Here is a 24,442-nt window from a genome sequence, read left to right on the forward strand (position 1 = left end):
TCTCGGGTCCGGTGGAGTTTGACATGAGCCGCGGAGGCATCTCGAAAGACCGGGACGACGGTCCTGAGCGAAAGTGCATCGTCACGGGCGAGGTGCAGCCGAAATTCGGGCTGATCCGCTTTGTCGCCGGCCCTGAGGGCCAGTTGGTGCCGGATATCGCCGGTAAGCTGCCCGGGCGCGGGGTCTATGTGACCTCGACCCGGGAGGCGCTGGAAAAGGCCGCGGCGAAGAACCTCTTCGCCCGTGGGCTGAAACAGAAAGTCGACCTGCCCGAGGATTTGCCCGGGCTGGTCGAACAGATATTGGCGCGGCGGGTGGTCGATCTGATCAGCCTGGCGCGTAAATCGGGTGATGCGGTCGCTGGCTATGAAAAGGTCAAGGCTTGGCTCGACAAGGAAGAGGCGGAGACGCTGATCCAGGCGGTCGACGGATCGGGGCGCGGAAAGTCGAAACTTTCCACCCCGCACCGCGGTCACTATATCGGTTGGCTCACCGCGGACGAACTGGGCATGGCCTTTGGTCGTGAAACTGTGATACATGCGGCGCTCGCCTCTGGTGGACTCGGCAAACGTGTTGTAGAGGAAGCGCAACGCTTGCGCGGCTTGCGCGAAACGGACGGTGGCAGGGGCCGCCGGGAAGGATAAGTAGCTTTATGAGCGATAGTGACGGCAAAAAGACCCTGGGTCTTGGTGGTGGTTCCCGCTCGGGGAACGTGAAACAGAGCTTCAGCCACGGACGGACCAAAAATGTTGTGGTAGAGACCAAGCGCAAGCGCGTGGTCGTGCCCAAGCAGGGTGCGGGCAAGTCGTCTGCCGGTGGAACCGCCCGGACGGGCGATCCGTCGCGCCGTCCCGCGGGCATTTCCGATGCGGAGATGGAACGCCGTCTGAAAGCTTTGCAGGCCGCCAAGGCGCGCGAAGTCGTAGAGGCGCGCGAGCGCGAGGCGGAAGAAATCCGCCGCGCCGAGGAGCGTGACCGTCTGCGCGCCGAGAAGGAACAGAAAGAGCGCGAACAGCGCGAGGCCGAGGAGCGCGCGCGCGCCAAGGCGGAAGAGGAAGAGCGCAAGCGCGCCGAGGAAGAGGCTGCCGCCAAGCGTGCGGCCGCGGTCGTCGTGGCTGCACCCGAGCAGCAGCAGCCGGCTGAGCGCAAGCCCGAAAGCAGCCCCCGTGGCGGTATCAAGCCGGCGCCGCAGGAGCCGGTGCAGCGCAAGTCGGAACGCGAGCGCGAGCAGCAGGCCCGCGCCCCGCGCAGCAAGGCCCATGACGAGGGTCGGCGCGCTGGCAAGCTGACGTTGAATCAGGCTCTGACCGGCGGTGAAGGCGGCCGGCAGCGGTCGATGGCCGCGATGAAGCGCAAGCAGGAGCGTGCCCGGCTGAAGGCCATGGGCGCGATGGAGCGCGAAAAGATCGTGCGGGAAGTACAGCTGCCCGACACCATCGTGGTGAGCGAATTGGCCAACCGTATGGCCGAGCGCGTCGCCGATGTGGTCAAATCGCTGATGAACATGGGCATGATGGTGACGCAGAACCAGCCGATCGACGCTGATACTGCCGAGCTGATCATCGAGGAATTCGGCCACAAGGCCGTGCGCGTGTCCGACGCCGACGTCGAGGACGTGATCCAGCAGGAAGCCGACAAGCCCGAAGATCTGCAGCCCCGGCCGCCGGTCATCACCATCATGGGCCACGTCGACCACGGCAAGACCTCGCTGCTCGACGCGATCCGCAACACCAATGTGACCTCTGGCGAAGCCGGCGGCATCACCCAGCATATCGGCGCCTATCAGGTGCAGACGAAGGACGGCGCCGTGCTGACCTTCCTCGACACCCCGGGCCACGCCGCCTTTACCTCGATGCGGTCGCGCGGGGCTCAGGTGACGGATATCGTGGTGCTGGTGGTGGCTGCCGATGACTCGGTCATGCCGCAGACGATCGAGGCGATCAACCACGCCAAGGCGGCCAAAGTGCCGATGATCGTGGCGATCAACAAGATCGACAAGCCGGCCGCCAACCCCACCAAGGTGCGCACCGAACTGCTGCAGCACGAGGTCGTGGTCGAACAGATGTCCGGCGAGGTGCAGGATGTTGAAGTCTCGGCCGTCACCGGCGAGGGGCTTGACGAACTGCTGGAAGCCATCGCGCTGCAGGCTGAAATCCTTGAGCTGAAGGCCAACCCGAACCGGGCCGCCGAAGGCGCGGTGATCGAGGCGCAGCTTGACGTCGGCCGTGGCCCGGTTGCCACCGTTCTGATCCAGAACGGCACGCTGCGTCAGGGCGATATCTTTGTCGTGGGCGAGCAATACGGCAAGGTCCGGGCGCTGGTGAACGACAAGGGCGAGCGGGTACAGGAAGCTGGTCCCTCGGTTCCGGTCGAGGTTCTGGGCCTGAATGGCACGCCTGAGGCCGGCGACGTTCTGAACGTGGTCGAGACCGAAGCCCAGGCGCGGGAGATCGCGGAATACCGTCACAACGTGGCCAAGGAAAAACGCGCTGCCGCCGGTGCCGCGACCACGCTTGAACAGCTCATGAAGAAGGCCAAGGACGACGAAAACGTCTCCGAGCTGCCGGTTGTCGTCAAGGCGGACGTGCAGGGGTCGGCGGAAGCGATCGTCCAGGCGCTGGAGAAGGTCGGCAACGACGAGGTGCGCGTGCGTGTCATCCACTCGGGTGTCGGCGCCATCACCGAGACCGATATCGGCCTTGCCGAAGCTTCGGGTTGCCCGGTCATCGGCTTCAACGTCCGGGCCAATGCCTCGGCTCGGGCTGCGGCGAACCAGAAGGGTGTGGAGATCCGGTATTATTCGGTGATCTACGATCTGGTCGACGACGTGAAGGCCGCGGCCTCGGGCCTGCTGTCGAACGAGATCCGCGAAAACTTCATCGGCTACGCCGAGATCAAGGAAGTCTTCAAGGTCTCCGGTGTCGGCAAGGTTGCTGGCTGTCTGGTCACCGAAGGTGTGGCGCGGCGCTCTGCCGGCGTGCGCCTGCTGCGCGACAACGTCGTGGTCCACGAAGGCACGCTGAAGACGCTGAAACGCTTCAAGGACGAAGTGTCCGAAGTGCAGTCGGGTCAGGAATGCGGCATGGCCTTCGAGAATTACGATGATATCCGTCCGCGCGATGTGATCGAAATTTTCGAACGCGAAGAGGTCGAGCGCAAGCTCGCCTGATCGCCGGCGACGCCTGGAACAAAAGAAACGGGGCAGCGTGTGATCGCTGCCCCGTTTTCTTTGTTTCTGCCGTCCGCTCGATTGTCAGGCGGATGCCTGAACCGGGCGTCCTTCATAGATTTTCTGTCCGTCCCGAATGGCGATTCGGCCATTCGGAAGTGCGCGAACAAAAACGCCCTGTATGGAAATACAGCTACCCACGGTGATGGTGCGAAGCATGTCAACTCCTCCCTCAAGAAAATGACATATTTATGATACATCAGAGGGCGCATTTTCGCCTATACACAAAATGTCAAAATAAGTGACAAAACGATGCATAGGCACCCAATATCCGGGCGAAGTCAGGCTTGGGGAAGCAGGATTGATCCCCGAATGGAGGCAATCCCGAGGTCGCTGCGGGGATTAGAGCCAATCCCGCAGGATCGGAACCAGCGGAATATCGGCTGGCGGCATGGGGTAATCGCGCAGATCGGCGGCGCGGACCCACTTCAGAACCTGACCTTCGCGCGGCTGTGGGATGCCTTCCCACTTGCGGCAGGCGAACAGTGGCATCAGCAGATGGAACGTCTCATAGCTGTGGCTGGCAAAGGTCAGCGGCGCTAGGCAGGAGGACCAGGTGTTGATGCCCAGCTCTTCCTGAAGTTCGCGGATCAGCGCAGCCTCGGGTGATTCGCCCGGTTCGACCTTGCCGCCGGGAAACTCCCAGAGACCGGCCATGGACTTGCCCTCCGGGCGCTGTGCCAGCAGCACGCGCCCGTCGGGGTCGATCAAGGCGACGGCCGAGACCAGGACGATCTTCACGAGCGATAGTCCGCGTTGATCTCGATATAGCCGTGGGTCAGATCGCAGGTCCAGACGGTGGCCTTGCCGTCGCCCAGGCCCAGATCGACGGCGATCACCAGCTCCTGCCCCTTCATATAGGCGGCGGCCTGGTCTTCGCTGTAGCTGGGGGAAACCCAGCCGTTTTCGGCAACCAGAATGTCGCCGAAGCGGATGGTGAGCCGGTCGCGGTCGGCGGCGGCACCGGACTTGCCGATCGCCATCACCACCCGGCCCCAGTTCGGATCCTCGCCGGAGATGGCGGTCTTGACCAGCGGCGAATTGGCGATGGCCATGCCGTGGACCTTGGCGTCGGCGTCGCTGGCGGCGCCGGTGACACGGATTTCGACGAATTTGGTGGCGCCCTCACCATCACGGACGACCTGTTGCGCCAGATCCAGCATGACGCCGTTCAGCGCCGCGGCGAAATCCGCGTTGCCGGTGGCATCGACGCCCGAGGCGCCGGTCGCGGCCAGCATCAGGCTGTCCGAGGTCGAGGTGTCGCTGTCCACCGTGATGCAGTTGAAGGTGGTGTCGGTCAGTTTCGACAGCAGCGCCTGCAGCGCCGCCTGATCATGGATCGCATCGGTGAAGATATAGACCAGCATGGTGGCCATATCCGGCGCGATCATGCCCGAGCCCTTGGCGATGCCTGCGATCTTCACCGGTTTCCCGTCGATCTCGACTTTGGCCTTGGCGCCCTTGGCGAAAGTGTCGGTGGTCATGATGGCGCGGGCGGCGTCCTCGATGGCGGTCTCCGCCAGCGCGGCGTCCAGCTCTTCGAGCTTGGCAATGATCTTCTCATGCGGCAGCGGCTCGCCGATCACCCCGGTCGAGGCGGTGAACACCCGCCCGGCGGGCACGCCGGTTATTTTGGCGACGGCGGCGGTGATCTCGGCCACCGAGGCCTGGCCGTAATGACCGGTGAAGGCGTTGGAGTTGCCGGAGTTCACCAGAATCGCCGCCGGGCCAGAGGCGTCGCCGCCAATCTTGGCCTGGCAGTCCAGCACCGGCGCAGAGCGAGTGGCGGATTTGGTGAAGACGCCGGCGATGGCGGTGCCGGGTTGCAGCACCGCCAGCATGACGTCGGTTCGGCCCTTATATCGCACGCCCGCCGAGGCAGAGGCGAAACGAACGCCGCCAATCAGCGGCAGTTCAGGGAAATACGCAGGTGCCAGCGGCGAGACATGCGAAATAGTGGCCAAGATTTACTTCCTTACGAGATCCAGATCCTGGATCATTGCCGGGTCCAGCCCCTCGACTTGGGGCCGAGTGATTTCGGCGTTATCTACCAGTTCCTTGACGTGATCCGCTACGGCTTTTTGCTGCAATTCGGCAGCAAGCTGGTCATGCACCTCTTCCAGCGCCGGAGCGGGCTTCTCGCGTTCCTCGTTCAGCTTGACGATGTGCCAGCCGAACTGGGTCTGCACCGGCTCGGAGACTTCACCGGGTTTCAGCGCCATCACCGCGTCTTCGAACTCCGGCACCATCATGCCCTTCGAGAACCAGCCAAGCTCACCGCCATTGGGGCCCGAGGGGCCGGTCGACTTGGTCTTCGCCAGTTCGGCGAAATCGGCGCCGTCGTCCAGTTCCTTGCGGATCGCCTTGGCCTCGTCCTCGGTCTCAACCAGGATGTGCGAGGCGTTGTATTCCATCTCGTGGTAATTGGCGCCGTATTGGGCGTCATAGGCCGCCTTGATGTCGTCCTCGCTGGCGGCCGAGGCCATGATCTTTTCGATCTGGTCGCCGGCCAGAAGCTGGCGGGTCTCGTTGGCCAGGGCGATCTTGGAATGCAGCGACAGCTCGGGGCCGTGTTCCTCGGCCAGGACGGTCTGCTGGATCAGCTGCTCAAGAATGGCGTCATAGAGCACTTCGGGCGGAAGCTGCTGATATTGCTGCGGCAACGTGGTGCGGGCGACGATGATCTGGCCCAGGGTGATCTCCTGACCGCCAACGGTGGCCACGACGGTTTCGGCCGTGGGCTTGGCGGCTGCCGGGGCTTCCGTCTTGGTTTCCGCGACAGCAGGCAGGGCCAGCAGGCCTGCCAGCGCCAGGGCGGGCAGAGCGGTGAGACCTTTGATCATTGAATCTTCCTATTCCTTGGAGGACCGCGGCTGGCCGCGGCGTTGACACTGTTACCACCGCCCCTTACATCGCCTTAGGGCCGACGTCAGGACCGTTTCCCCTTGTATCTATGGGTTGCGTGCGGGGCGGACAAGCCTGACGACAACACGATAAAGTCAGAGCCGCGGAGGCAATATGCTGGGTATCGGAACTCTCGCCAAGAAGGTGTTCGGGACGCCGAACGACCGGAAGATCAAGGCGACGCGGCCTCTGGTCGAAAAGATCAATGCGCTCGAGCCGGAGTTCGAGACCCTCAGCGACGAGGGGCTTCGCCAGAAGACCGAAGAGCTGCGACAGCGCGCGCAGGGTGGCGAAAGCCTGGATGATCTTCTGCCGGAAGCCTTTGCAAACGTTCGCGAAGGTGCCCGCCGGGCGTTGGGTCTGCGGGCCTTCGACACCCAGCTCATGGGGGGCATCTTCCTGCATCAGGGCAATATCGCCGAGATGAAGACCGGCGAGGGCAAGACCCTGGTGGCAACCTTCCCGGCCTATCTGAACGCGCTGATGGGCAAGGGCGTGCATGTGGTCACGGTCAACGATTACCTGGCCAAGCGCGACAGCGAATGGATGGGCAAGGTCTTTGCCATTCTCGGCATGCGCGCGGCGGTGATCTGGTCGGGGATGAGCAACGAGGAAAAGCTCGATGCCTATTCGGCCGACGTGACCTATGGCACCAACAACGAATTCGGCTTCGACTATCTGCGCGACAACATGAAGTCCGAGCTGAACCAGCTCTACCAGAAGCATCACTTTTACGCGATCGTGGACGAGGTCGACAGCATCCTGATCGACGAGGCGCGCACGCCGCTGATCATCTCGGGGCCGGCGGATGACCGCTCCGACCTCTATGCCGTGATCGACCAGATCATTCCGCTGCTGTCCGATGATCACTTCTCGGTCGACGAAAAGACCCGCACGGTGACCTTCACCGAGGAGGGCAACGAGTTTCTCGAACAGCAGCTTCACGCCCGTGGCCTGCTGGACGAAGGGCAGACGCTTTATGACCCGGAGAGCACGACCATCGTGCACCACGTCAACCAGGGCCTGCGCGCGCACAAGCTGTTCCAGCGGGACAAGGATTACATTGTCCGCAACGGCGAGGTGGTGCTGATCGACGAATTCACCGGCCGGATGATGGCCGGGCGGCGTCTCTCCGAAGGTCTGCACCAGGCGATCGAGGCGAAGGAAGGCGTTCAGATCCAGCCCGAGAACATGACGCTCGCCAGCGTGACCTTCCAGAACTTCTTCCGGCTTTACGACAAGCTGGGCGGGATGACCGGGACGGCCACCACCGAGGCTGAGGAATTCGCCGAGATCTACAAGCTTGGCGTCGTGGAAGTGCCGACCAACCGCCCGATCGCCCGGAAGGACGAGGACGATCAGGTCTTCCGCACCGGGGCCGAGAAGTACCGCGCCATCATCGAGGAAACCAAGGCGGCGCATGAAAAGGGCCAGCCGGTTCTGGTCGGCACCACCTCGATCGAGAAATCGGAAATGCTCAGCCAGATGCTGCGCGACGCCGGGGTGCCGCATAACGTGCTGAACGCGCGTCACCACGAACACGAGGCCGAGATCGTCGCCGATGCCGGCCGTCTGGGCGCCGTGACCATCGCCACCAACATGGCCGGCCGCGGCACCGACATCCAGCTTGGCGGCAACGTCGAGATGAAGGTGATGGCGGCTCTGGCGCAGAACCCCGAGGCCGACCCGGCCGCGATCCGCGCCGAGGAAGAGGCCAAGCACGCCGCCGAAAAGCAAAAGGTGCTCGACGCCGGCGGTCTCTTCGTCATCGGTTCGGAACGGCATGAAAGCCGGCGGATCGACAACCAGCTTCGCGGCCGTTCGGGCCGTCAGGGCGACCCGGGGCGCACCGTCTTCTTCCTCAGCCTTGAAGACGACCTGATGCGGATCTTCGGGTCGGAACGGCTGGACCGGGTGCTGAAGACGCTGGGCCTGAAGGAAGGCGAGGCGATCGTTCACCCCTGGGTCAACAAGTCGCTGGAACGGGCCCAGGCCAAGGTCGAGGGGCGCAACTTCGATATCCGCAAGAACATCCTCAAGTTCGACGACGTGATGAACGATCAGCGCAAGGTGATCTTTGCCCAGCGGCGCGAGATCATGGCGGCCAAGGATCTTTCCGACGTGGCCGCCGACATGCGCCATCAGGTGATCGACGATCTGCTCGATGCCCATATGCCGCCGCGCAGCTATGCCGATCAGTGGGATACCCAGGGGCTTTATGCGCAATGCATCGAAAAGCTCGGGATCGACGTGCCGGTGATGGAATGGGCCGCCGAGGAAGGTGTCGATGAGGAGGACATCCGCGAGCGCCTGGTAAAGGCAAGTGACGAGATGATGGCGAGGAAGGCGGTCGATTTCGGCGCCGAGAACATGCGCCAGATCGAAAAGCAGGTGCTGCTGGAAACCATCGACGCCAAATGGCGCGAACATCTGATCACGCTGGAACACCTGCGCTCGGTCATCGGGTTCCGGGGCTATGCGCAGCGCGATCCGCTGAACGAATACAAGACCGAAAGCTTCCAGCTGTTCGAGGGCCTGCTCGACGCCCTGCGCGAGACGGTGACGCAGAAGCTGGCCCATATCCGTCCGCTGACGGAAGAGGAACAGCGCCAGATGCTGGCGCAGTTCATGGCGCAGCAGACGCAGATGCAGCGTCAGGCCGATCAGGCCGAAGAGGCGGCGGAAGAGGCGCAGGTCGCCATCGACCAGGGCGAGGGGCCGCTGCCCGGCTTCGACGAAAACGATCCCTCGACTTGGGGCAACCCGGGCCGCAACGACAAATGCCCCTGCGGCAGCGGTCTGAAGTTCAAACATTGCCACGGGCGGCTGGCCTGATCCCCAAGGGGTCATGAAACCGCCTGAATGACTCCCCCTGGCGGCCACAAGATGGCCGCCTTTCGGGGCGACATATCTTTTGATCCGTTTGGTGGTGGAGGGATATGGTCATGTCCAGGATACGTCTGATTGCGCTTGTCGGCGGGACGATGGCCTGCGCGCTTGGCATCGGGTTCGTCATGCAGCGTTTCGTGCCCCTGCCGGCCTCTGCCCCCGAAGCGGGCCCGGTCGTTGCCGCCGCCCCGGGCACGCCGCCGCAGACCGAAAAGGCCGCGCCTGCCGATCCCGCCGTCCCGAAGCCGCCAAGGACCCCGGTCCGGGTGGCAGAGCCGCTGGACATCGACCGCATCGCCCTGACCTCTGCCCCGGCAGAGGGCGAAACCACCCCTGATGATTCCCCCGCGCTGGTCGAACCTCTGGCCGAACCTCTGGCCACACTCGACACCGCGGCGACGGAGCCCGCCGCCGCCAAGACCCGGAGCTGCGCCGTGACGGCAGAGGCCACCGCGCGCGCCGGCGCGCTGGTCGATCTGCAGATCTCTGCCCCCTGCCAGGCCAATACCCGGGTGGTGATCCACCACCACGGCATGTTCTTCGCCGATCTGACCAACGATCAGGGCCAGCTTGAAATCACCATTCCAGCGCTTGCCGAACAGGCGGTCTTTATCGCCGCCTTCGACAATGGCGACGGTGCGGTGGCCGTGATTCAGGTGCCCGACATCGGTGATTTCGACCGGATCGCGCTGCAATGGGCCGGCCCCGAGGGGTTTGAACTCCATGCCCGCGAATTCGGCGCCGGTTATGATGACCCCGGGCATATCTGGGCAGGACTCACCGCCGAGGAATTGAAGGAAGAGCCCGCGGTTCATGGTACGGTGGTTCGGCTGGGCGCGCCGATGACTTTGGCCCCGCTCACCGCCGAGGTCTATTCCTTCCCGGCCGGTCAATCGGATCGCACGGGCGCGATCACGCTGAGCGTCGAGGCCGAGATCACCGCGCAGAACTGTGGCCGCGAGATTTCCGCCCAGGTGCTGGAACGTCAGGCCAAGGATCAGCTCCGCACCCGCGAGCTTGAGCTTGCGATGCCGGCTTGCGACGCGGTGGGCGACTTTCTGGTGTTGAATAATCTGCTGGATGACCTGAAGATCGCGGCGAAATGATCCGCGATTGAATTAAGGTTTGATATGAATTGGCATCGTGCGGCGGTTTTCGCCGCACTCTCTCTTTTTGTCGCTGTGCCCCCCCTTGCAGCGCAGGATGTTACCCTGACCTCGTCCGATGGCGCGGTCGAGGTGTCGGGAACGCTTCTGGGCTTCGATGGTGAATTCTACCGGCTGGAGACCAAATACGGCGAGCTGACGGTGGACGGCTCCGGCGTGTCCTGCGAGGGGCCGGGATGTCCTAACCTGACCGATTACGTGGCAGAGCTGGCGCTGTCAGGCTCCGCCACCATGGCCGACGTGCTGCTGCCGGCGCTGATCGAGGGCTTTGCCCTGCGCAACGGCTGGCGCGCCGCCCGCGAAACGGCGGACGACCGGCACTTCGACTATGTGCTGTCGCGCGGCGAGGATGGCGTGATGATGGCGGTTTTCAACTTCCGGGTCAGCAATACCGACGAGGGGTTTGCCGATCTTCTGGCCAATGAGGCCGACATCGTGCTGGCCCTGCGCGAAATCCGCCCGGGCGAACGGCAGCGCGCCTTCGACGCCGGTATGGGTGATATGACCGACCGAAACCGCTCAAAGGTGCTGGCGCTGGACGCCATGGTGCCGGTGGTGGCGCCGGCCAATCCGATCCGGCGGATTTCGACCACCGATCTTGCCCGGATCTTCGCCGGCGAGATCCTGAGCTGGGCCGATCTTGGCGGGCCCGACGCGCCGATCGCGCTGCACCTGCCTGAGGTCGGCTCCGGTCTGGCCCAGGCGGTGGAGGATCGGTTGCTGCGCCCGGCCGGTCTGGAGCTGGCCGAGGGCGTGGCGCGGCATGGGCGCAACAGCGATCTGGTCCGGGCGGTGGTCACCGATCCCTTCGCCATCGGCATCGCCAGCTTTGCCGAAACCGGCATGGCGCGGGGGCTGCCGCTGACCGGCGCCTGCGGCTTCTCGCTTCAGGCCAACCGGCGCAGTATCAAGACCGAGGATTACCCGCTGGTCTCGCCCATGTTCCTTTACATGCCGGCGCGGCGGCTGCCCAAGGTGGCGCGTGAGTTCCTTCTCTATGTGCAAAGCCCGGCGGCGCAGATCGTCATTCGCCGCGCCGGTTTCGTCGATCAGGCGCCGGAGCGGATCGCGATCGACACCCAGGGCGACCGGCTGGCCAATGCCATCGCCACCGCCGGTCCCGAGGTGCCGCTGGAAGAGCTGCAGCGGATGATCGCCACCCTGGCGCCGCTGACGCGGCTGTCCACCTCCTTCCGCTTCGAGGTCGGCTCGACCCGGCCGGATGCCCAGTCGCGCGGCAATATCGAACAGCTCGCCCGCGCCATCGAGATCGGCGGTTTCGATGCCGAAAGGCTGTTGTTCGTCGGCTTCAGCGATGGCGACGGCCCCGCCGAGGCCAACCGCGCCATCGCTCAGAAACGCGCCGAGTCGGTGCGCGATGCGGTCTTGGCCGCCGCCAAGACCGCCGAGGCCGCCCAGGTCGAAATCGGCGTCGACGCTTTCGGCGAGGCGCTGCCGATGGCCTGCGACGACAGCGATTGGGGCCGCCAGGTCAACCGACGGGTCGAGGTCTGGCTGCGCTGAGGGTCATAGATAGCCCTCGGCGCGAAAGCTCAGCTCGGTGGATTTGCCGACGATCAGGTGATCATGCAGCGTGATCCCGAGCGTGGCGCAGGCGTCATGGATCTTTTCGGTCATCCGGATGTCTGATTGCGACGGGCTCGGGTCGCCCGAGGGGTGGTTGTGCACCTTTTGTGCCCCGTTTTCTTATGTGTCCTGCCGTCAAGATCGGTTGGTCTTTCAATGGCTTGTGGACCGAACTCGAACACATAACGGCGCATGCCTGCTGGCATTGGGTGTTTCTGGTTTTGGGCGAGAGATGATTGTAGGAACACTGGGCGGTCAAACATGTCGCCCAGTGTCATATCGCTACAGGGATGACAGCCACGCCAGCATGGCCGCGTCATCTCGCCATGCGGACTTGCTTGCGCCTCTGGTTGTGACCGGTTCAAGCAGTTCCAAGGCATCAGCCTTCATGCGTATGGTTATCTCGGCGTAGCGATTGGTGGTCTCAAGATTGACATGCCCCAGCCAGCCCCGAATGACGTTGACCTCCACGCCTGACTCGAGGAGATGGACCGCTGTTGTATGCCTGAACACGTGGGGCGTGAGGTGGGTGCGCGACGCCGGCACGCCCGCCGCCTCCCAGAGTTTGCCATAATGGCGAATACGCTTGTAGATGCCGAAACGGGTCATCCCACCGCCTGTACCGCCGACGAACACAAGGCTATCCGACGAGAGAACCGCGCCCCGTTCATCCAACATGGCCTGCAACGCTTTGGCGGTCTGGGCCCAGAGAGGGCAGGTTCGCCATTTGGAGCCTTTGCCCAGTAATCTGACCCGAGCCGGTGAGGCTAAATCGAGTTGATCCACCTTCAGTTGCGCGACCTCTGAGACGCGCGCACCGGTGTTGTAGAGCAGCATGAGGAGTGCACGGTCGCGAAGCGAAAGACGGTTCTGGGCGGGGATGCAGGCAAAGAGCGCCTCGACTTCATCACGTGCCAGAAACTTCATCTCAGGACGCTGATGGCGCTTCATCGGGATGGCTACGACCTTGGCGCTGACCGGCAACATCTCGGGTGTCGTTCTGCCGAGATACTCGAAGAAAACATGAAGGGCTGTCAGGCGTTGGTTGCGCGTACTGATCGCATTTCCACGCTCGACTTCCATGTTGTGCAGGAATGCCTGCACGGCAGAGTAGTCCAAGTGCTTAAACCCGAGGCCACTGACCCCTATCCGATTGGCATCGGCCACGAAGATCAGAAACAGGCGCAGGCTGTCTCGATAACTGCGGATTGTGCTGGATTGCAGGCCTTTATGGCGCGGCAGATACTCCAGAAAGTAATGGTGCACGGATGCCGGAAAGTTTAGCTGCGTCATGCTTCGCCTCCATCGGTCAGCGTCGGCGCGAAGGCTTCAAAGCGGTGGTTTGCGGCATCAAGCAGGTCGTTCGTGATGGTCAGATAAACTGCTGTGCTGTTGGGATTGAGATGCCCCAGAAATGTGGACAGATGATGCAGACGGTCGGCTGGCGCGATCCCTTGACGGTACCAGTTCAGCAGGGTGCGCACCGCGAATGAATGGCGCAGGCCATGAACGTGTGGGCCGAAAACCCCAATCGGTATCGCAAGGGCGAGTTGGGGCAACAGATCATCACGGAATGTGTTGCGGATGCTGTTGGTGCTGATCGGTGTACGGCCATTCCAGGAAAACAAGTGATGGGCGCCTGAGCAGACGAACCCATTTTGCTCCCGTTGTGTCCGATAGGTGCGCAGCCTGACGGCCAGCTTGGGCCCAAAGGGCACAAGTCGGTCCTTGCCGAATTTGGTGTTGCGGATCTCCACCAGGTCGCGCGTCAGATCCACATCGCCCCATTGCAGATTGGCGACTTCCCCGACCCTCAGGCCAAGGCTGGCGAGCAAGGCAAAGATCATCTCATAGATGATGCCGCGCTGCGGCGCTCGCGCGTTGTCTGGCAATGCTGCTGCCAAAGTCAGCAGGCGCCGTATCGTCTCGTCTGAGAACAGGTAGGGCAGCTGTCGCGCTGTTTGCGGCCGAGCCTTGATCGTTACCGGTGAGGCACCTGGGATGTATTGGCTGGCGATCCAGTCGAACAACCGTCGAACATCTCCGAGCAGATTGTTGTAGCTGCGCGGGTTGGTGCGTTTGCGGGAATCCAAGAAGTCCTGCAGGCACTGTGCGTCAATCGCCTCAATGCTTTCCACGCCGCGGTTGTTGAGAAATCGATCGAGCAGCCGAAGTTGGCGATCTTCGCAGGCGAACTTGCACCCCATGGCGCGTTTTGCACGCAGGTATTGTTCGATCTGAGGGGCTAGGATGCTTTGAAAGCTGTTCCAGGGGGCGGTCATAGCACGTCCTCCCCTTGGGCAATGACCATCTCTCGCAGCTTGTGTACCGCCACCTTGCCATAGACCAATGTGGATGCCGGGTGGCGATGGCCGACATAGTCGCCAATGATTTTGAACGGCAGGTCGGCTTCCACAAGGCGTTGCACGCAGGCATGGCGTAATGTGTGCGATCCTGCGCGCGCAACCTGAATGCCAATTCTGCGCATGCGGCCAGAGACCATGCACGACACCCCCGTATGCGTCATGGGTGAATAGGGCGATCTTGCGGCCAAGAAGACTTGGCGATCAGCGATATCCGTGCGCCGAACGCGCAAATAGGCGATCATTGCTTCGCCGACTATCGCTGACAGCGGATATCGGGTCGAATGGCCGCCTTTGCGCATTGGGACGCTGATCTGGTCATGCTCCCAGTCAAGATCGTCCAAGCACAGGGCCGCTATCTCCCTCGCACGCAACCCGTAGCTGGCCAACAATGTCAGAATGGCGTAGTCACGCTTGCCCAAGTCGGAGCGGCAATCGACGCTGGCCAGCAAGCGTTCGACATCAGGCCATGAAATCGCTCGTGGAATGGATGTCTGTCGATAGACGCGGCCGCGCGGAATACTGCGCGTGAGATCGTTGGCGATGATACCTTCACGGTGCAGATAGGCGAGGAAAACACGCAAGGCGCCCGTCGTGCCGAGCATGCCGGACTTATGCAATGCCTCAGCGCGGACGTTGATGAAATCGGTGATGGACGCCGGGGTAAGCGCCGACAGGGTTATGCCCGTCTGCGCCAAGTATGACTCGAACGGGCGCAGGGTGTAGGCGTATTTGTGTAGTGTCGCTTGTCGCAGTCCTTTCTCCTTGAGAAGGAAAGGGAAGAAGCCGGGCACGCTGACGTAGAAGGGATTGGCCTGACGGTGGCTTTGCCGTGTGAAACCCGGCAGGGCTAGACAAAGCATCCGCTCCACTGGCAAACGGCTTTGAGAAATGATTGTCGCCCGATCTTGGGGGCTCTTGCACCACGTGCCATGTTCAGCAATCCAGTGGCTGACAAACGCATCTACGTGGTCGGGCAGTTCATCAAGGCGTTTTGCGCCGCGCCCAACTGCAAAATCGTTGAAGTGCCCGAGGGCCCGAATATGCTGCCGAACAGTGGCGGTCCCGGTATGTAACTCATCAAGCGATTGAGCGTAGCGCTCGATCTGCGGCCCAAGCCACTGGGCTCTAATACGGTCGATCACCATGAGCGACCTGAAATGGCGTTCCAACATGACAAGCATCCTTCTGGAAAATGACAGGTGCAGTCATGTTGCACGGCGAGCACCGTTATGTGTCCGACTTCGGTCCACAAGCCATTGAAAGAGCAACCGATCTTGACGGCAGGACACATAAGAAAACGGGGCACAAAAGATCCATTATGTGGCGCGCCACATAATGGATCAGGATCAGCGCCGAGGCGTTCAACTCCAGCGCCCGCTTGGCCACCTCGCGCGGATAGACGGGGACGTGATCGACGGTGCCGCGCGCCTGTTCCTCATCCGCGATCAGCGTGTTCTTGGTGTCGAGGTAGAGGATGCGGAACTGCTCCGTCTCGCGATGCGACATGGTGGTATGGCAATAGTCCAGCACCGCGTCCCAGCTCGAGATCACATGCCGCTGCATCACCCGGGCGCGGGCCATGCGGTGGGCCACCGCCTCGACGATCTTCAGATCGGCGATGGTGGCGGGGCCGATGCCCTCGACCGTCTCCAGCCGTGCCGGTGGCGCCGCGAGCACCCGGTTGATATCGCCGAAATGATCCAGCAGGGCGCGCGCCAACGGCTTCACATCGCGCCGGGGGATCGAGCGGAACAGCAAGAGCTCCAGCAACTCGTAATCCGGCATCGCCGTCGCACCGCCCTGCAGGAAGCGGTCGCGCAGCCTCTGGCGATGGTCGCGGATATAGGACGGGAGCCGTCCGGTGGGCAGCGGCATTTCCGGCGCCTCATCTGGCGCAAACAGCGACGCGCGGGCGTCATCGAAGGCATCGGGCGGGCTCATGATCCCGCAGGATGCGCGCGCAAGGTAAACGCCAGGTTAACGATTCGGGAGGCCTTTGCTCTCCCTGGGGCGGTGTCGGTCGGGTAAGAAAAAACACCCGCCAGCGATGGCGGGTGTTGTGGCAGGTCTGGGGGTGTTCCGGGGCTCCGCCCGTTTGCAAGCGAAACGCTCCACTGGAGCGTTTCCAAGAGGCTTGCTCACCCCTTCATGCTGTCCCAGAAGGATTTGACCGAGGAAAAGAAGCTCTTGCTTTCGGGGTTGTTATCCTCGGAAAGCGCGTCGAATTCCTTCAGCAGGTCCTTCTGCTTGCCGGTCAGGTTGACCGGGGTTTCCACCTTCAGTTCGATATACATATCGCCCTTGCCGGCGCCGCGCAGCGCCGGCATGCCCTTGCCACGCAGGCGCATCTGCCGCCCTGATTGGCTGCCTGCCGGGATTTGCACCCGACCGCGGCCGCCGTCGATCGTCGGCACCTCGATGGCGCCGCCGAGGGCGGCGGTCGTCATGCTGACCGGGACGTGGCAGTAGAGGTTGATCCCGTCACGCTCGAACAGCTTGTGCGGTGCCACCTCGACGAAGATATAGAGATCGCCCGAAGGCCCGCCGCGCATCCCCGCCTCGCCCTCTCCGGCAAGCCGGATCCGGGTGCCGGTTTCAACCCCGGCCGGAATGTTGACGCTGAGCGCGCGGTCCTTTTCGATCCGGCCGGCACCGCCGCAGACCTTGCAGGGGTTCTGGATGATCTGCCCGGTCCCGCTACAGGTCGGACAGGTGCGTTCGACGGTGAAGAACCCCTGTTGCGCCCGCACCTTGCCCATGCCGGAGCAGGTCGGGCAGGTGGTGGGTTCCGCGCCGCCTTCGGCGCCGCTGCCGTCGCAAGCCGAGCAGGCCACCGAGGTGGGCACGTTGATCGTCTTTTGGACGCCGGCAAAGGCCTCTTCCAGGGTCACCCGCAGATTATAGCGCAGGTCCGAACCGCGGGTCGCCCGTTGCCGGCCGCGTTGGCCGCCCATGAAGTCGCCAAAGAGATCGTCGAAGACATCCGAGAAGGCCGAGGAGAAATCGCCGCCGCCGAAGCCGCCGCCGGCCCCGGGGCGCGGCCCGCCGCCTCCACCCATGCCACCTTCGAAGGCGGCGTGTCCGAAGCGGTCATAGGCGGCCTTCTTCTCCGGATCCTTCAGGATGTCGTAGGCCTCGTTCACTTCCTTGAACTGGGACTCGGCGTCGGGATTGTCCTTGTTGCGGTCGGGGTGAAGCTCTTTGGCCTTTTTGCGATACGCCTTTTTCAGCTCGTCAGCCGATGCGCCTTTTGAGACCCCGAGAATGTCGTAATAGTCACGTTTTGACATCGGTGTTTATCCTCTTGCCGGAACGAAAGCGGGCCGGCCCGGGTTCCGGACCGGCCCGTCTTTGTTCGGCGTTACGCCTCAGGACCGTTTCTTGTCCTCGCCGAGGTCTTCGAACTCGGCATCGACGATATCGTCCTCGCCGGGGCCGGCATCGGCGGCCTTGGGCTCATCGGCCTCTTCCTGGCTGGCCTTATAGATCGCCTCGCCCAGACGCATCGCCACTTCGGTGACGTTCTGGATGCCCGACTTGATCTTGTCGGCCGAGACGTTGTCTTTCTCCAGGTCATCCTTCAGCGCGGCGATGGCCAGCTCGATCGCCTCGACCGTGCTGGGGTCGACCTTGCTGCCGTGTTCCTCGATCGATTTCTCGGTCGAGTGGATCAGGCTTTCGGCCTGGTTCTTGGCTTCGATCAGCTCGCGGCGCGCCTTGTCGGCTTCGGCGTTCTCTTCGGCGTCCTTGACCATCTTCTCGATGTCGGCATCGGACAGGCCGCCCGAGGCCTGGATGGTGATCTTCTGTTCCTTGCCGGTGCCCTTGTCCTTGGCACTGACCGACACGATGCCGTTGGCGTCGATGTCGAAGGCGACTTCGATCTGCGGCATGCCGCGCGGTGCCGGCGGGATGTTTTCCAGATTGAACTGGCCCAGCAGCTTGTTGTCCGCCGCCATTTCGCGTTCACCCTGGAACACCCGGATGGTCACGGCCGACTGGTTGTCCTCGGCGGTCGAGAAGACCTGAGACTTCTTGGTCGGGATGGTGGTGTTGCGGTCGATCAGCCGGGTGAACACGCCGCCCAGGGTTTCGATCCCGAGGCTCAGCGGGGTCACGTCGAGCAGGACCACGTCCTTGACGTCGCCTTGCAGCACGCCGGCCTGGATGGCGGCGCCCATGGCGACGACTTCATCCGGGTTGACGCCCTTGTGCGGCTCCTTGCCGAAGAACTTGGTCACCTCTTCGACGACCCTGGGCATCCGGGTCATACCACCGACCAGAACCACCTCGTCCACGTCAGCGGCGGTGATGCCGGCGTCTTTCAGCGCGGCCTTGCAGGGGTCCATCGAGCGTTTGATCAGGTCGCTGACCAGAGATTCCAGCTTGGCACGGGTCAGTTTCATCACCAAGTGCAGCGGCTGACCGGTGTTCTTGTCCATCGAGATGAACGGCTGGTTGATTTCGGTCTGCTGGCTGGAGGACAGTTCGATCTTGGCCTTTTCGGCAGCTTCCTTCAGACGCTGCAGGGCCATCTTGTCCTTGGTCAGATCGACGCCGTGCTCTTTCTTGAACTCGTCGGCCAGGTAGCTGACGATCCGCATGTCGAAGTCTTCACCGCCGAGGAAGGTATCGCCGTTGGTGGATTTCACTTCGAACAGGCCGTCGTCGATTTCCAGGATGGTCACGTCGAAGGTCCCGCCGCCGAGGTCATAGACCGCGATGGTGTGGTTTTCGTCCTTGTCGAGCCCATAGGCCAGCGCCGCGGCCGTCGGTTCGTTGATGATCCGCAGCACTTCCAGACCGGCGATCTTGCCGGCGTCCTTGGTGGCCTGACGCTGGGCGTCGTTGAAATAGGCGGGCACGGTGATGACGGCCTGCTTGACCTCTTCACCGAGATAGCTTTCGGCGGTTTCCTTCATCTTGCCGAGGATGAAGGCAGAGATTTGCGACGGCGAATATTTCTCGTCATGCGCCTCGACCCATGCGTCGCCGTTGCCGCCATCGACAACGGTGTAGGGGAGGTGGTTCTTGTCGCTAGCGACTGCCGGGTCGTCATAACGACGACCGATCAGGCGTTTCACGCCGAAGACGGTATTGTTGGGGTTGGTCACGGCCTGCCGTTTCGCGGCTTGGCCGACCAGCCGCTCTTCATCGGTGAAGGCGACGATCGAGGGGGTGGTACGTGCCCCTTCGGAGTTTTCAATGACCTTGGGTTGCGAGCCATCCATGATGGCCACGCAGCTATTGGTGGTCCCGAGGTCGATCCCGATAACTTTGCTCATGTGTTTCGATCCCTTATTGCATTCAAGGCGATTACCCGAGGCTTGAACCCGTTACGGCATCCCAGCCCCGATCCCGGTGCGTTCTGGCGGACGGTCGGCGGCTTCATGCCGGGCGTGCCATTGCGCTTCCAGCCGTATATAGGAAGCGGGAAATGGCCCTGCAACCATCCATGCAGTTTGGATTTCACGAATTCGTGATGTCCAGCTGGGTTTTTTGCAAGGCTCTGGGGATGCGGGAGTTTTAGGCGATGGCGCGGTTGATGATCCGCGATTTCGTGGTGCTGAAATCCTGGCTGGACGTGGCGGGCCAGGCGGAGTTGATCGAGGCCTTGCGCCCGGTGCTGAAGTCGGCGCCGCCGTTCCATCCGGTCACTCCGAAAGGCCAGACGATGTCGGTCCGGATGACCTCGGCGGGGCGGCTCGGCTGGCTTTCCGATGCGCAGGGCTATCGCTATGTGCCCGACCACCCCAAGGGGATGGCCTGGCCGGCGATCCCGGCGCCGATCCTGCGCCTTTGGGCCGAGGTGACCGGGCTGGAGCGGCAGCCCGACAGCTGCCTGATCAACTATTATGGAGAAGGCGCCCGGATGGGGTTGCACCAGGACAAGGACGAGGCGGATTTTTCCTGGCCGGTGGTCTCGGTCAGCCTGGGCGACGACGGGCTGTTCCGCATGGGCGGCCCGACGCGGGGCGGCAAGACCGAATCGATCTGGCTCAGTTCCGGCGATGTGGTGGTGATGGGCGGGCCGGCGCGGCTGGCCTATCACGGGGTGGACCGCATCCGCTTCAAATCCTCGCGCCTGTTGCCGCGCGGCGGGCGGCTGAACCTGACGCTCAGGGTGGTGGAGTGATCGCGGCGCTCAGCGCCGCGCGCTCCAGCTCAGCGAGGCATGGCGGCGGGTATAGAATTCGCCCATCAGCCCGATCATCGTGAGCACGATCCCGAGCCAAAGGGGATAATGCCAGTTGGTATTCATCGGATTGTAGTTGATGAAGACATAGCCGCGCGCCTGGTCGATGGTGTGAAACAGCGGGTTCCACGAGAAGATCGGCAGCATATAGGCTGGCAGGTTGTTGGCGAGGAACATCTTGCCCGAGGCGATCATGTTGGCGCGCTGATAGATGGTCGAAATCAGGCTGACCGCGGTGGGAAACCAGGGTCGCAGCGCCAGCAGCACCAGCCCGATGGCGCAGCCGCTGAACCAGGCGAGCAACAGCATCCCGATGGCGCCGGCGGGATCATCGATGGTGATCGGCTTGATCGCCACATGATAGCCGAACAGGATCACGAACATCGTCAGCAGCTGGATATAGAGTGATCCAACGGCGGCGGCTGAAATGGTGATCACCGTATTCATCGGCGCGTGCTGCATCATCGGGTGGTTCGGACCCTCGGATTTGACGATCGCGCCCACCGCCTTGGTGTGGCACATGAAGAGGAAAACCCCCGACATCAAATAGAGCAGGAAGTCGCCCCGCACCGCCGAGCGTCTGAGCCCAAGCACCGAAAACATCACGTAGAAGGCCAGCACGAAGATCACGACCTGCAGCAGGTTCTTGCCGATGGCGAGGAAGGCGTTGCTGTGGGCTGATCGAACGTGTCGCACGACGGAGTGAAAGATCAGCTCCAGAATGGTCAGGGCGCTGGAAAGCTTCGACTTGTTGGATCGGTATTGAAACATTGAACCGCGGTCCCGTGACACTGCCCCGTTGCGCCACGGAGAACTTGCCGTTCCGGCGCCCCCGCAGCATAAGTGTGGCTATCTCTATTACAAACCAAGCGCAAAAATGGAGCTTTTTTGTGGAATATGATGCCTTAATTCCCGTGATCCGCAAACTCGCCATCGAGGCGGGAGCGAAGATCATGGAGATCTATAACGCCGACGACTTCGCTGTGAAGGTCAAATCGGATGACAGTCCGGTGACCGAGGCGGATGAGGCGGCGGATGAGCTGATCTCCCAAGGGCTCCGCGCTGCCTTCCCCGATGTCATGCTGGTGACCGAAGAACAGGCCGGGTCGCACAAGCAGAAGGGCGACACTTTCCTGATCGTCGATCCGCTGGACGGGACCAAGGAATTCGTCAACCGTCGCGGCGATTTCACCGTCAATATCGCGCTGGTCGAGGGCGGCGTGCCGACCCGCGGTGTGGTCTATGCCCCGGCCAAGAACCGGATGTTCTTTACCCTGGCCGACGGAACCTCGGTCGAGGAAACTGGCGTCTTCGATCCCGACACCATGGGCGAAATCACCCCGATCCATGTGGCCGACAGCGACAACGACGCGCTGATGGTGGTGGCGTCGAAATCGCACCGCGATCAGGCGACCGACGATTACATCAACAAATACAAGGTGAAGGACAGCAAGAGCGCTGGTTCTTCGTTGAAGTTCTGCCTGGTCGCCACCGGCGAGGCCGATCTTTACCCGCGCGTTGGCCGCACCATGGAATGGGACACTGCCGCTGGTCATGCCGTCCTTCTGGGCGCTGGCGGCAAGGTGGTGCGCTTCGACGATCACACGCCGCTGACCTATGGCAAGGATGGCTATGCCAACCCCTTCTTCATCGCCTACGCCCCGGGCGTTGAGCTGAAGGAGGCGTAATGTCCGTTCTGGTCGCGATCCCGGCGCGCTTCGCCTCGACCCGCTATCCGGGCAAGCCGCTGGTGGAACTTAAGGGCGCCTCGGGTCAGGCGAAAAGCCTGATCCGGCGCAGCTGGGACGCGGCCAGGGCCGTCCGTGGTGTCGACCGGGTGGTCGTCGCCACGGATGACGACCGTATCCGCGCCGCCGCCGAAGGCTTCGGCGCCGAGGTGGTGATGACCTCGTCAGACTGCGCCAACGGCACCGAACGCTGCGCCGAGGTGCTGGATAACCTGGGCGGCGGCTATGACATCGTGGTCAACCTGCAGGGCGATGCGCCGCTGACGCCCGCCTGGTTCGTCGAGGATCTGGTTGCCGGTCTGCGCGCCGATCCTATGGCCGACATCGCCACCCCGGTGCTGCGCTGCGACGGCCGGGCGCTGAACGGCTTTCTCGATGACCGCAAGGCCGGTCGGGTCGGGGGCACCACGGCCGTCTTCACCCGCGAGAACCACGCGCTCTATTTCTCGAAAGAGGTGATCCCCTATACCTCTGAGCGCTATGCGGATGATGCGCCGACGCCGGTGTTCCACCATGTCGGCGTCTATGCCTATCGCCCATCGGCGTTGGGCGCCTATCCGCGTTGGGACTCCGGCCCGCTGGAACGCCTCGAAGGGCTGGAGCAGTTGCGCTTTCTCGAACACGGTCACCGTATCCTCTGTGTCGAGGTCGAGGCGCGCGGCCGCCAGTTCTGGGAGCTGAACAACCCCGAGGACGTCGTCCGGATCGAGGCGATGATGGCCGAGATGGGGGTGGAATGAGCGATCCGCTGACGATCTCGGTGGTGATCGTCAGCCGGCATCGCCCGGACGCGCTGCGCCGTTGCCTGCGGGGGGTGGCGCAGCTTCGCTATCCGGCCTTCGAGGTGGTGGTGGTTGCCGACCCGCAGGGGCTGGCGATGCTGCGCGGCCTGCCGCAGGCGGCGCAGATCAAGCAGGTGGCTTTCGATCAGGCCAATATCTCGGCGGCGCGCAACCTGGGCCTGGCCCAGGCGGCGGGTCGGGTGGTGGCCTTCATCGACGACGATTCAGTGCCTGAGCCGCTGTGGCTGACGCATCTGGCAGCGGCCTTCGCTGATCCACAGGTGACGGCGGCAGGCGGCTTCGTCCGGGGGCGCAACGGGATTTCCTTTCAGTCCCGGGCCGCTTCGGTCGATTGTACCGGCGGCGAGACCGCTCTGCAGGTTGATCCGGATCGGATCACCGTGCTGACGGCGCGACCCGGCCTGGGCATCAAGACCGAGGGCACCAATATGGCGATCCGCCGCGGCGTGCTGGCCCGGATCGGCGGCTTCGATCCGCGCTATCGTTTCTTTCTGGACGAGACCGACCTGAACCTGCGATTGGCCGAGATCGGTGCCCAGACCGCCATCGTCCCCCCGGCCGAGGTGCACCATGGCTTCGCCGCCAGCGCGCGGCGCCGCGATGACCGGGTGCCGCGCGATCTGGCCGAGATCGGGGCGAGCTGGGCGGTGTTTCTGGTGCGCCATTGCCCGGAAGATCGCTGTGCCGCGGTCTGGGCCGAGATCCGCGCGGGCGAGCGGACCCGGGCCCTGACCCATATGGTGGCCGGACGGCTGGAGCCGCGCGATGTTCGCCGCTTGCTGGCCGGGCTTGACGCCGGTTTTGCCGAAGGCGCGCGCCGCAATCCCGAACCGATGCCGTCCTTGCCCGCTCCGGCTGCCCCTTTCCTGTCCTATCCGGTTCGCGCCGATGCCCGCAGCCTGGTTTTCGCCGGCCGCTTTTGGCGCCGCCGGCCGCTTCGCCGGGCCGCGCGGGCGGCGGCCGCGGCCGGCAATGTGGCGACGGTGATCCGGCTGTCGCCCACCGCGCTCTATCACCAGCTGCGCTTCACCCCCGATGGCATCTGGGAGCAGAGCGGCGGTCTCTTCGGTCGCAGCGATCGGGATCAGCCGGTCTTCACGCTTTGGCGGTTTTCGTCCCGGATCCGCGCCGAGATCGCCCGGGTGGCAAGACAGCGCGGTTTGGGCGGTTCTTCGCGCGCGGCGCAACCTGCTGATGGAAAAGTGCCATAGAGGGGGAAATTTTTGTCGCAAGGATCATGTCTTTACCCCGTGATTCCATGTTAACGAGACAGCCGAGACCAATAGGTCTCGGCGGAATTTGAGGGCTTTATGCGCAAGAAGGTAACGAAGGCGATTTTTCCGGTCGCGGGGATGGGGACGCGGTTTCTGCCGGCGACGAAATCGGTTCCGAAGGAGATCATGACGCTGGTGGACCGTCCGCTGGTGCAATACGCGATCGACGAGGCGCGGGCGGCGGGGATCAGGGAATTCATCTTCGTGACCTCGCGGGGGAAATCGGCGCTGGAGGATTACTTCGACAATTCGCCGATCCTCGAGCAGGAGCTGAAGCGGA

General features: G+C 63.1%; 21 protein-coding genes and 1 pseudogene. 10 read left to right on the forward strand and 12 right to left on the reverse strand.

Annotation, left to right across the window (positions count from 1 at the left end; genetic code table 11):
- Positions 1–23: 23 nt before the first annotated feature.
- Both ACN0V4_RS16560 and infB read left to right on the forward strand, forming a co-directional pair.
- Entirely contained in the window at positions 24–644 is a 621-nt protein-coding gene (locus ACN0V4_RS16560; protein WP_417678094.1) for an RNA-binding protein, read from the forward strand.
- 8 nt (positions 645–652) lie between these two features.
- Positions 653–3,169 carry a translation initiation factor IF-2 gene (gene infB, locus ACN0V4_RS16565; RefSeq protein ID WP_417678096.1) on the forward strand — a complete coding sequence of 839 codons (2,517 nt, stop codon included), beginning with the start codon at positions 653–655 and terminating at the stop codon, positions 3,167–3,169.
- A gap of 84 nt (positions 3,170–3,253) precedes the next feature.
- Here infB and ACN0V4_RS16570 read toward each other — a convergent pair whose 3' ends face one another.
- The 4 genes from ACN0V4_RS16570 to ACN0V4_RS16585 form a co-directional block, all read right to left on the reverse strand.
- Complete coding sequence (locus ACN0V4_RS16570) at positions 3,254–3,388, reverse strand: hypothetical protein (protein WP_417678098.1); 135 nt, start codon at positions 3,386–3,388, stop codon at positions 3,254–3,256.
- 183 nt (positions 3,389–3,571) lie between these two features.
- Positions 3,572–3,970, reverse strand: a complete 399-nt coding sequence (locus ACN0V4_RS16575; RefSeq protein WP_417678100.1) for a (deoxy)nucleoside triphosphate pyrophosphohydrolase — start codon at positions 3,968–3,970, stop codon at positions 3,572–3,574.
- On the reverse strand, positions 3,967–5,193 hold the full coding sequence (gene argJ / locus ACN0V4_RS16580; RefSeq protein WP_417678102.1) for a bifunctional glutamate N-acetyltransferase/amino-acid acetyltransferase ArgJ: 1,227 nt from the start codon (positions 5,191–5,193) through the stop codon (positions 3,967–3,969). The genes ACN0V4_RS16575 and argJ overlap by 4 nt, the downstream gene beginning before the upstream one ends.
- Positions 5,194–5,196: 3 nt before the next feature.
- Positions 5,197–6,072: a peptidylprolyl isomerase gene (locus tag ACN0V4_RS16585; protein WP_417678104.1), complete on the reverse strand. Its 876-nt coding sequence runs from the start codon at positions 6,070–6,072 to the stop codon at positions 5,197–5,199.
- A gap of 175 nt (positions 6,073–6,247) precedes the next feature.
- Here ACN0V4_RS16585 and secA point away from each other — a divergent pair, with 175 nt between their 5' ends.
- From secA to ACN0V4_RS16600, 3 genes are all read left to right on the forward strand, one after another.
- Positions 6,248–8,968, forward strand: a complete 2,721-nt coding sequence (secA, locus tag ACN0V4_RS16590) for a preprotein translocase subunit SecA (protein ID WP_417678106.1) — start codon at positions 6,248–6,250, stop codon at positions 8,966–8,968.
- 110 nt (positions 8,969–9,078) lie between these two features.
- Positions 9,079–10,128, forward strand: a complete 1,050-nt coding sequence (locus ACN0V4_RS16595; RefSeq protein WP_417678108.1) for a translocase — start codon at positions 9,079–9,081, stop codon at positions 10,126–10,128.
- A gap of 24 nt (positions 10,129–10,152) precedes the next feature.
- Entirely contained in the window at positions 10,153–11,712 is a 1,560-nt protein-coding gene (locus ACN0V4_RS16600; RefSeq protein ID WP_417678110.1) for a phosphate ABC transporter substrate-binding/OmpA family protein, read from the forward strand.
- Between the two features lie 3 nt (positions 11,713–11,715).
- On the opposite strand, the pseudogene ACN0V4_RS16605 reads toward ACN0V4_RS16600, so the two are convergent.
- The 7 genes and pseudogenes from ACN0V4_RS16605 to dnaK form a co-directional block, all read right to left on the reverse strand.
- Positions 11,716–11,877, reverse strand: a pseudogene (locus ACN0V4_RS16605) (JAB domain-containing protein); the annotation flags it as partial.
- A gap of 180 nt (positions 11,878–12,057) precedes the next feature.
- Complete coding sequence (locus tag ACN0V4_RS16610) at positions 12,058–13,068, reverse strand: tyrosine-type recombinase/integrase (protein WP_417678112.1); 1,011 nt, start codon at positions 13,066–13,068, stop codon at positions 12,058–12,060.
- Positions 13,065–14,057 carry a tyrosine-type recombinase/integrase gene (locus tag ACN0V4_RS16615; RefSeq protein WP_417678114.1) on the reverse strand — a complete coding sequence of 331 codons (993 nt, stop codon included), beginning with the start codon at positions 14,055–14,057 and terminating at the stop codon, positions 13,065–13,067. The genes ACN0V4_RS16610 and ACN0V4_RS16615 overlap by 4 nt, the downstream gene beginning before the upstream one ends.
- On the reverse strand, positions 14,054–15,313 hold the full coding sequence (locus ACN0V4_RS16620; RefSeq protein ID WP_417678116.1) for a tyrosine-type recombinase/integrase: 1,260 nt from the start codon (positions 15,311–15,313) through the stop codon (positions 14,054–14,056). The genes ACN0V4_RS16615 and ACN0V4_RS16620 overlap by 4 nt, the downstream gene beginning before the upstream one ends.
- 55 nt (positions 15,314–15,368) lie before the next feature.
- Complete coding sequence (locus ACN0V4_RS16625) at positions 15,369–16,082, reverse strand: JAB domain-containing protein (protein ID WP_417678118.1); 714 nt, start codon at positions 16,080–16,082, stop codon at positions 15,369–15,371.
- 197 nt (positions 16,083–16,279) lie between these two features.
- Positions 16,280–17,431 (reverse strand): molecular chaperone DnaJ, encoded by a 1,152-nt coding sequence (gene dnaJ, locus ACN0V4_RS16630; protein ID WP_417678120.1) that lies wholly within the window; start codon positions 17,429–17,431, stop codon positions 16,280–16,282.
- 78 nt (positions 17,432–17,509) lie between these two features.
- Positions 17,510–19,426 carry a molecular chaperone DnaK gene (dnaK, locus tag ACN0V4_RS16635; protein WP_417678122.1) on the reverse strand — a complete coding sequence of 639 codons (1,917 nt, stop codon included), beginning with the start codon at positions 19,424–19,426 and terminating at the stop codon, positions 17,510–17,512.
- A 248-nt stretch (positions 19,427–19,674) separates the two neighbouring features.
- On the opposite strand from dnaK, the gene ACN0V4_RS16640 reads away from it, so the two are divergent.
- Complete coding sequence (locus ACN0V4_RS16640) at positions 19,675–20,277, forward strand: alpha-ketoglutarate-dependent dioxygenase AlkB family protein (protein WP_417678124.1); 603 nt, start codon at positions 19,675–19,677, stop codon at positions 20,275–20,277.
- Between the two features lie 9 nt (positions 20,278–20,286).
- On the opposite strand, the gene ACN0V4_RS16645 is transcribed toward ACN0V4_RS16640, so the two are convergent.
- Positions 20,287–21,108: an ABC transporter permease gene (locus ACN0V4_RS16645; RefSeq protein ID WP_417678126.1), complete on the reverse strand. Its 822-nt coding sequence runs from the start codon at positions 21,106–21,108 to the stop codon at positions 20,287–20,289.
- Between the two features lie 119 nt (positions 21,109–21,227).
- On the opposite strand from ACN0V4_RS16645, the gene cysQ reads away from it, so the two are divergent.
- From cysQ to ACN0V4_RS16665, 4 genes are all read left to right on the forward strand, one after another.
- Entirely contained in the window at positions 21,228–22,025 is a 798-nt protein-coding gene (gene cysQ, locus ACN0V4_RS16650; protein ID WP_417678128.1) for a 3'(2'),5'-bisphosphate nucleotidase CysQ, read from the forward strand.
- Entirely contained in the window at positions 22,025–22,825 is an 801-nt protein-coding gene (locus tag ACN0V4_RS16655; protein WP_417678130.1) for a 3-deoxy-manno-octulosonate cytidylyltransferase, read from the forward strand. The genes cysQ and ACN0V4_RS16655 overlap by 1 nt, the downstream gene beginning before the upstream one ends.
- Positions 22,822–24,099 carry a glycosyltransferase family 2 protein gene (locus tag ACN0V4_RS16660; protein WP_417678132.1) on the forward strand — a complete coding sequence of 426 codons (1,278 nt, stop codon included), beginning with the start codon at positions 22,822–22,824 and terminating at the stop codon, positions 24,097–24,099. Before ACN0V4_RS16655 ends, ACN0V4_RS16660 begins: the two co-directional genes overlap by 4 nt.
- Before the next feature lie 99 nt (positions 24,100–24,198).
- Positions 24,199–24,442 (forward strand): sugar phosphate nucleotidyltransferase (locus ACN0V4_RS16665; protein WP_417678134.1); only part of this gene is annotated, 244 nt, incomplete at its 3' end.

The organism is Pseudodonghicola sp., from assembly GCF_048268305.1.
GTDB lineage: Bacteria > Pseudomonadota > Alphaproteobacteria > Rhodobacterales > Rhodobacteraceae > Pseudodonghicola.

Excerpts from the sequence above, each read along its gene's own strand:
- ACN0V4_RS16560 (WP_417678094.1), top strand. The coding sequence starts at position 24 with ATGAGCCGCGGAGGCATCTCGAAAGACCGGGACGACGGTCCTGAGCGA.
- ACN0V4_RS16615 (WP_417678114.1), bottom strand. The coding sequence starts at position 14,057 with ATGACCGCCCCCTGGAACAGCTTTCAAAGCATCCTAGCCCCTCAGATC.
- ACN0V4_RS16625 (WP_417678118.1), bottom strand. The coding sequence starts at position 16,082 with ATGAGCCCGCCCGATGCCTTCGATGACGCCCGCGCGTCGCTGTTTGCG.
- ACN0V4_RS16610 (WP_417678112.1), bottom strand. The coding sequence starts at position 13,068 with ATGACGCAGCTAAACTTTCCGGCATCCGTGCACCATTACTTTCTGGAG.
- ACN0V4_RS16570 (WP_417678098.1), bottom strand. The coding sequence starts at position 3,388 with ATGCTTCGCACCATCACCGTGGGTAGCTGTATTTCCATACAGGGCGTT.
- ACN0V4_RS16660 (WP_417678132.1), top strand. The coding sequence starts at position 22,822 with ATGAGCGATCCGCTGACGATCTCGGTGGTGATCGTCAGCCGGCATCGC.
- ACN0V4_RS16655 (WP_417678130.1), top strand. The coding sequence starts at position 22,025 with ATGTCCGTTCTGGTCGCGATCCCGGCGCGCTTCGCCTCGACCCGCTAT.
- ACN0V4_RS16595 (WP_417678108.1), top strand. The coding sequence starts at position 9,079 with ATGTCCAGGATACGTCTGATTGCGCTTGTCGGCGGGACGATGGCCTGC.
- ACN0V4_RS16645 (WP_417678126.1), bottom strand. The coding sequence starts at position 21,108 with ATGTTTCAATACCGATCCAACAAGTCGAAGCTTTCCAGCGCCCTGACC.
- dnaJ (WP_417678120.1), bottom strand. The coding sequence starts at position 17,431 with ATGTCAAAACGTGACTATTACGACATTCTCGGGGTCTCAAAAGGCGCA.
- ACN0V4_RS16640 (WP_417678124.1), top strand. The coding sequence starts at position 19,675 with ATGGCGCGGTTGATGATCCGCGATTTCGTGGTGCTGAAATCCTGGCTG.
- secA (WP_417678106.1), top strand. The coding sequence starts at position 6,248 with ATGCTGGGTATCGGAACTCTCGCCAAGAAGGTGTTCGGGACGCCGAAC.
- dnaK (WP_417678122.1), bottom strand. The coding sequence starts at position 19,426 with ATGAGCAAAGTTATCGGGATCGACCTCGGGACCACCAATAGCTGCGTG.
- ACN0V4_RS16620 (WP_417678116.1), bottom strand. The coding sequence starts at position 15,313 with ATGTTGGAACGCCATTTCAGGTCGCTCATGGTGATCGACCGTATTAGA.
- ACN0V4_RS16585 (WP_417678104.1), bottom strand. The coding sequence starts at position 6,072 with ATGATCAAAGGTCTCACCGCTCTGCCCGCCCTGGCGCTGGCAGGCCTG.
- ACN0V4_RS16600 (WP_417678110.1), top strand. The coding sequence starts at position 10,153 with ATGAATTGGCATCGTGCGGCGGTTTTCGCCGCACTCTCTCTTTTTGTC.
- infB (WP_417678096.1), top strand. The coding sequence starts at position 653 with ATGAGCGATAGTGACGGCAAAAAGACCCTGGGTCTTGGTGGTGGTTCC.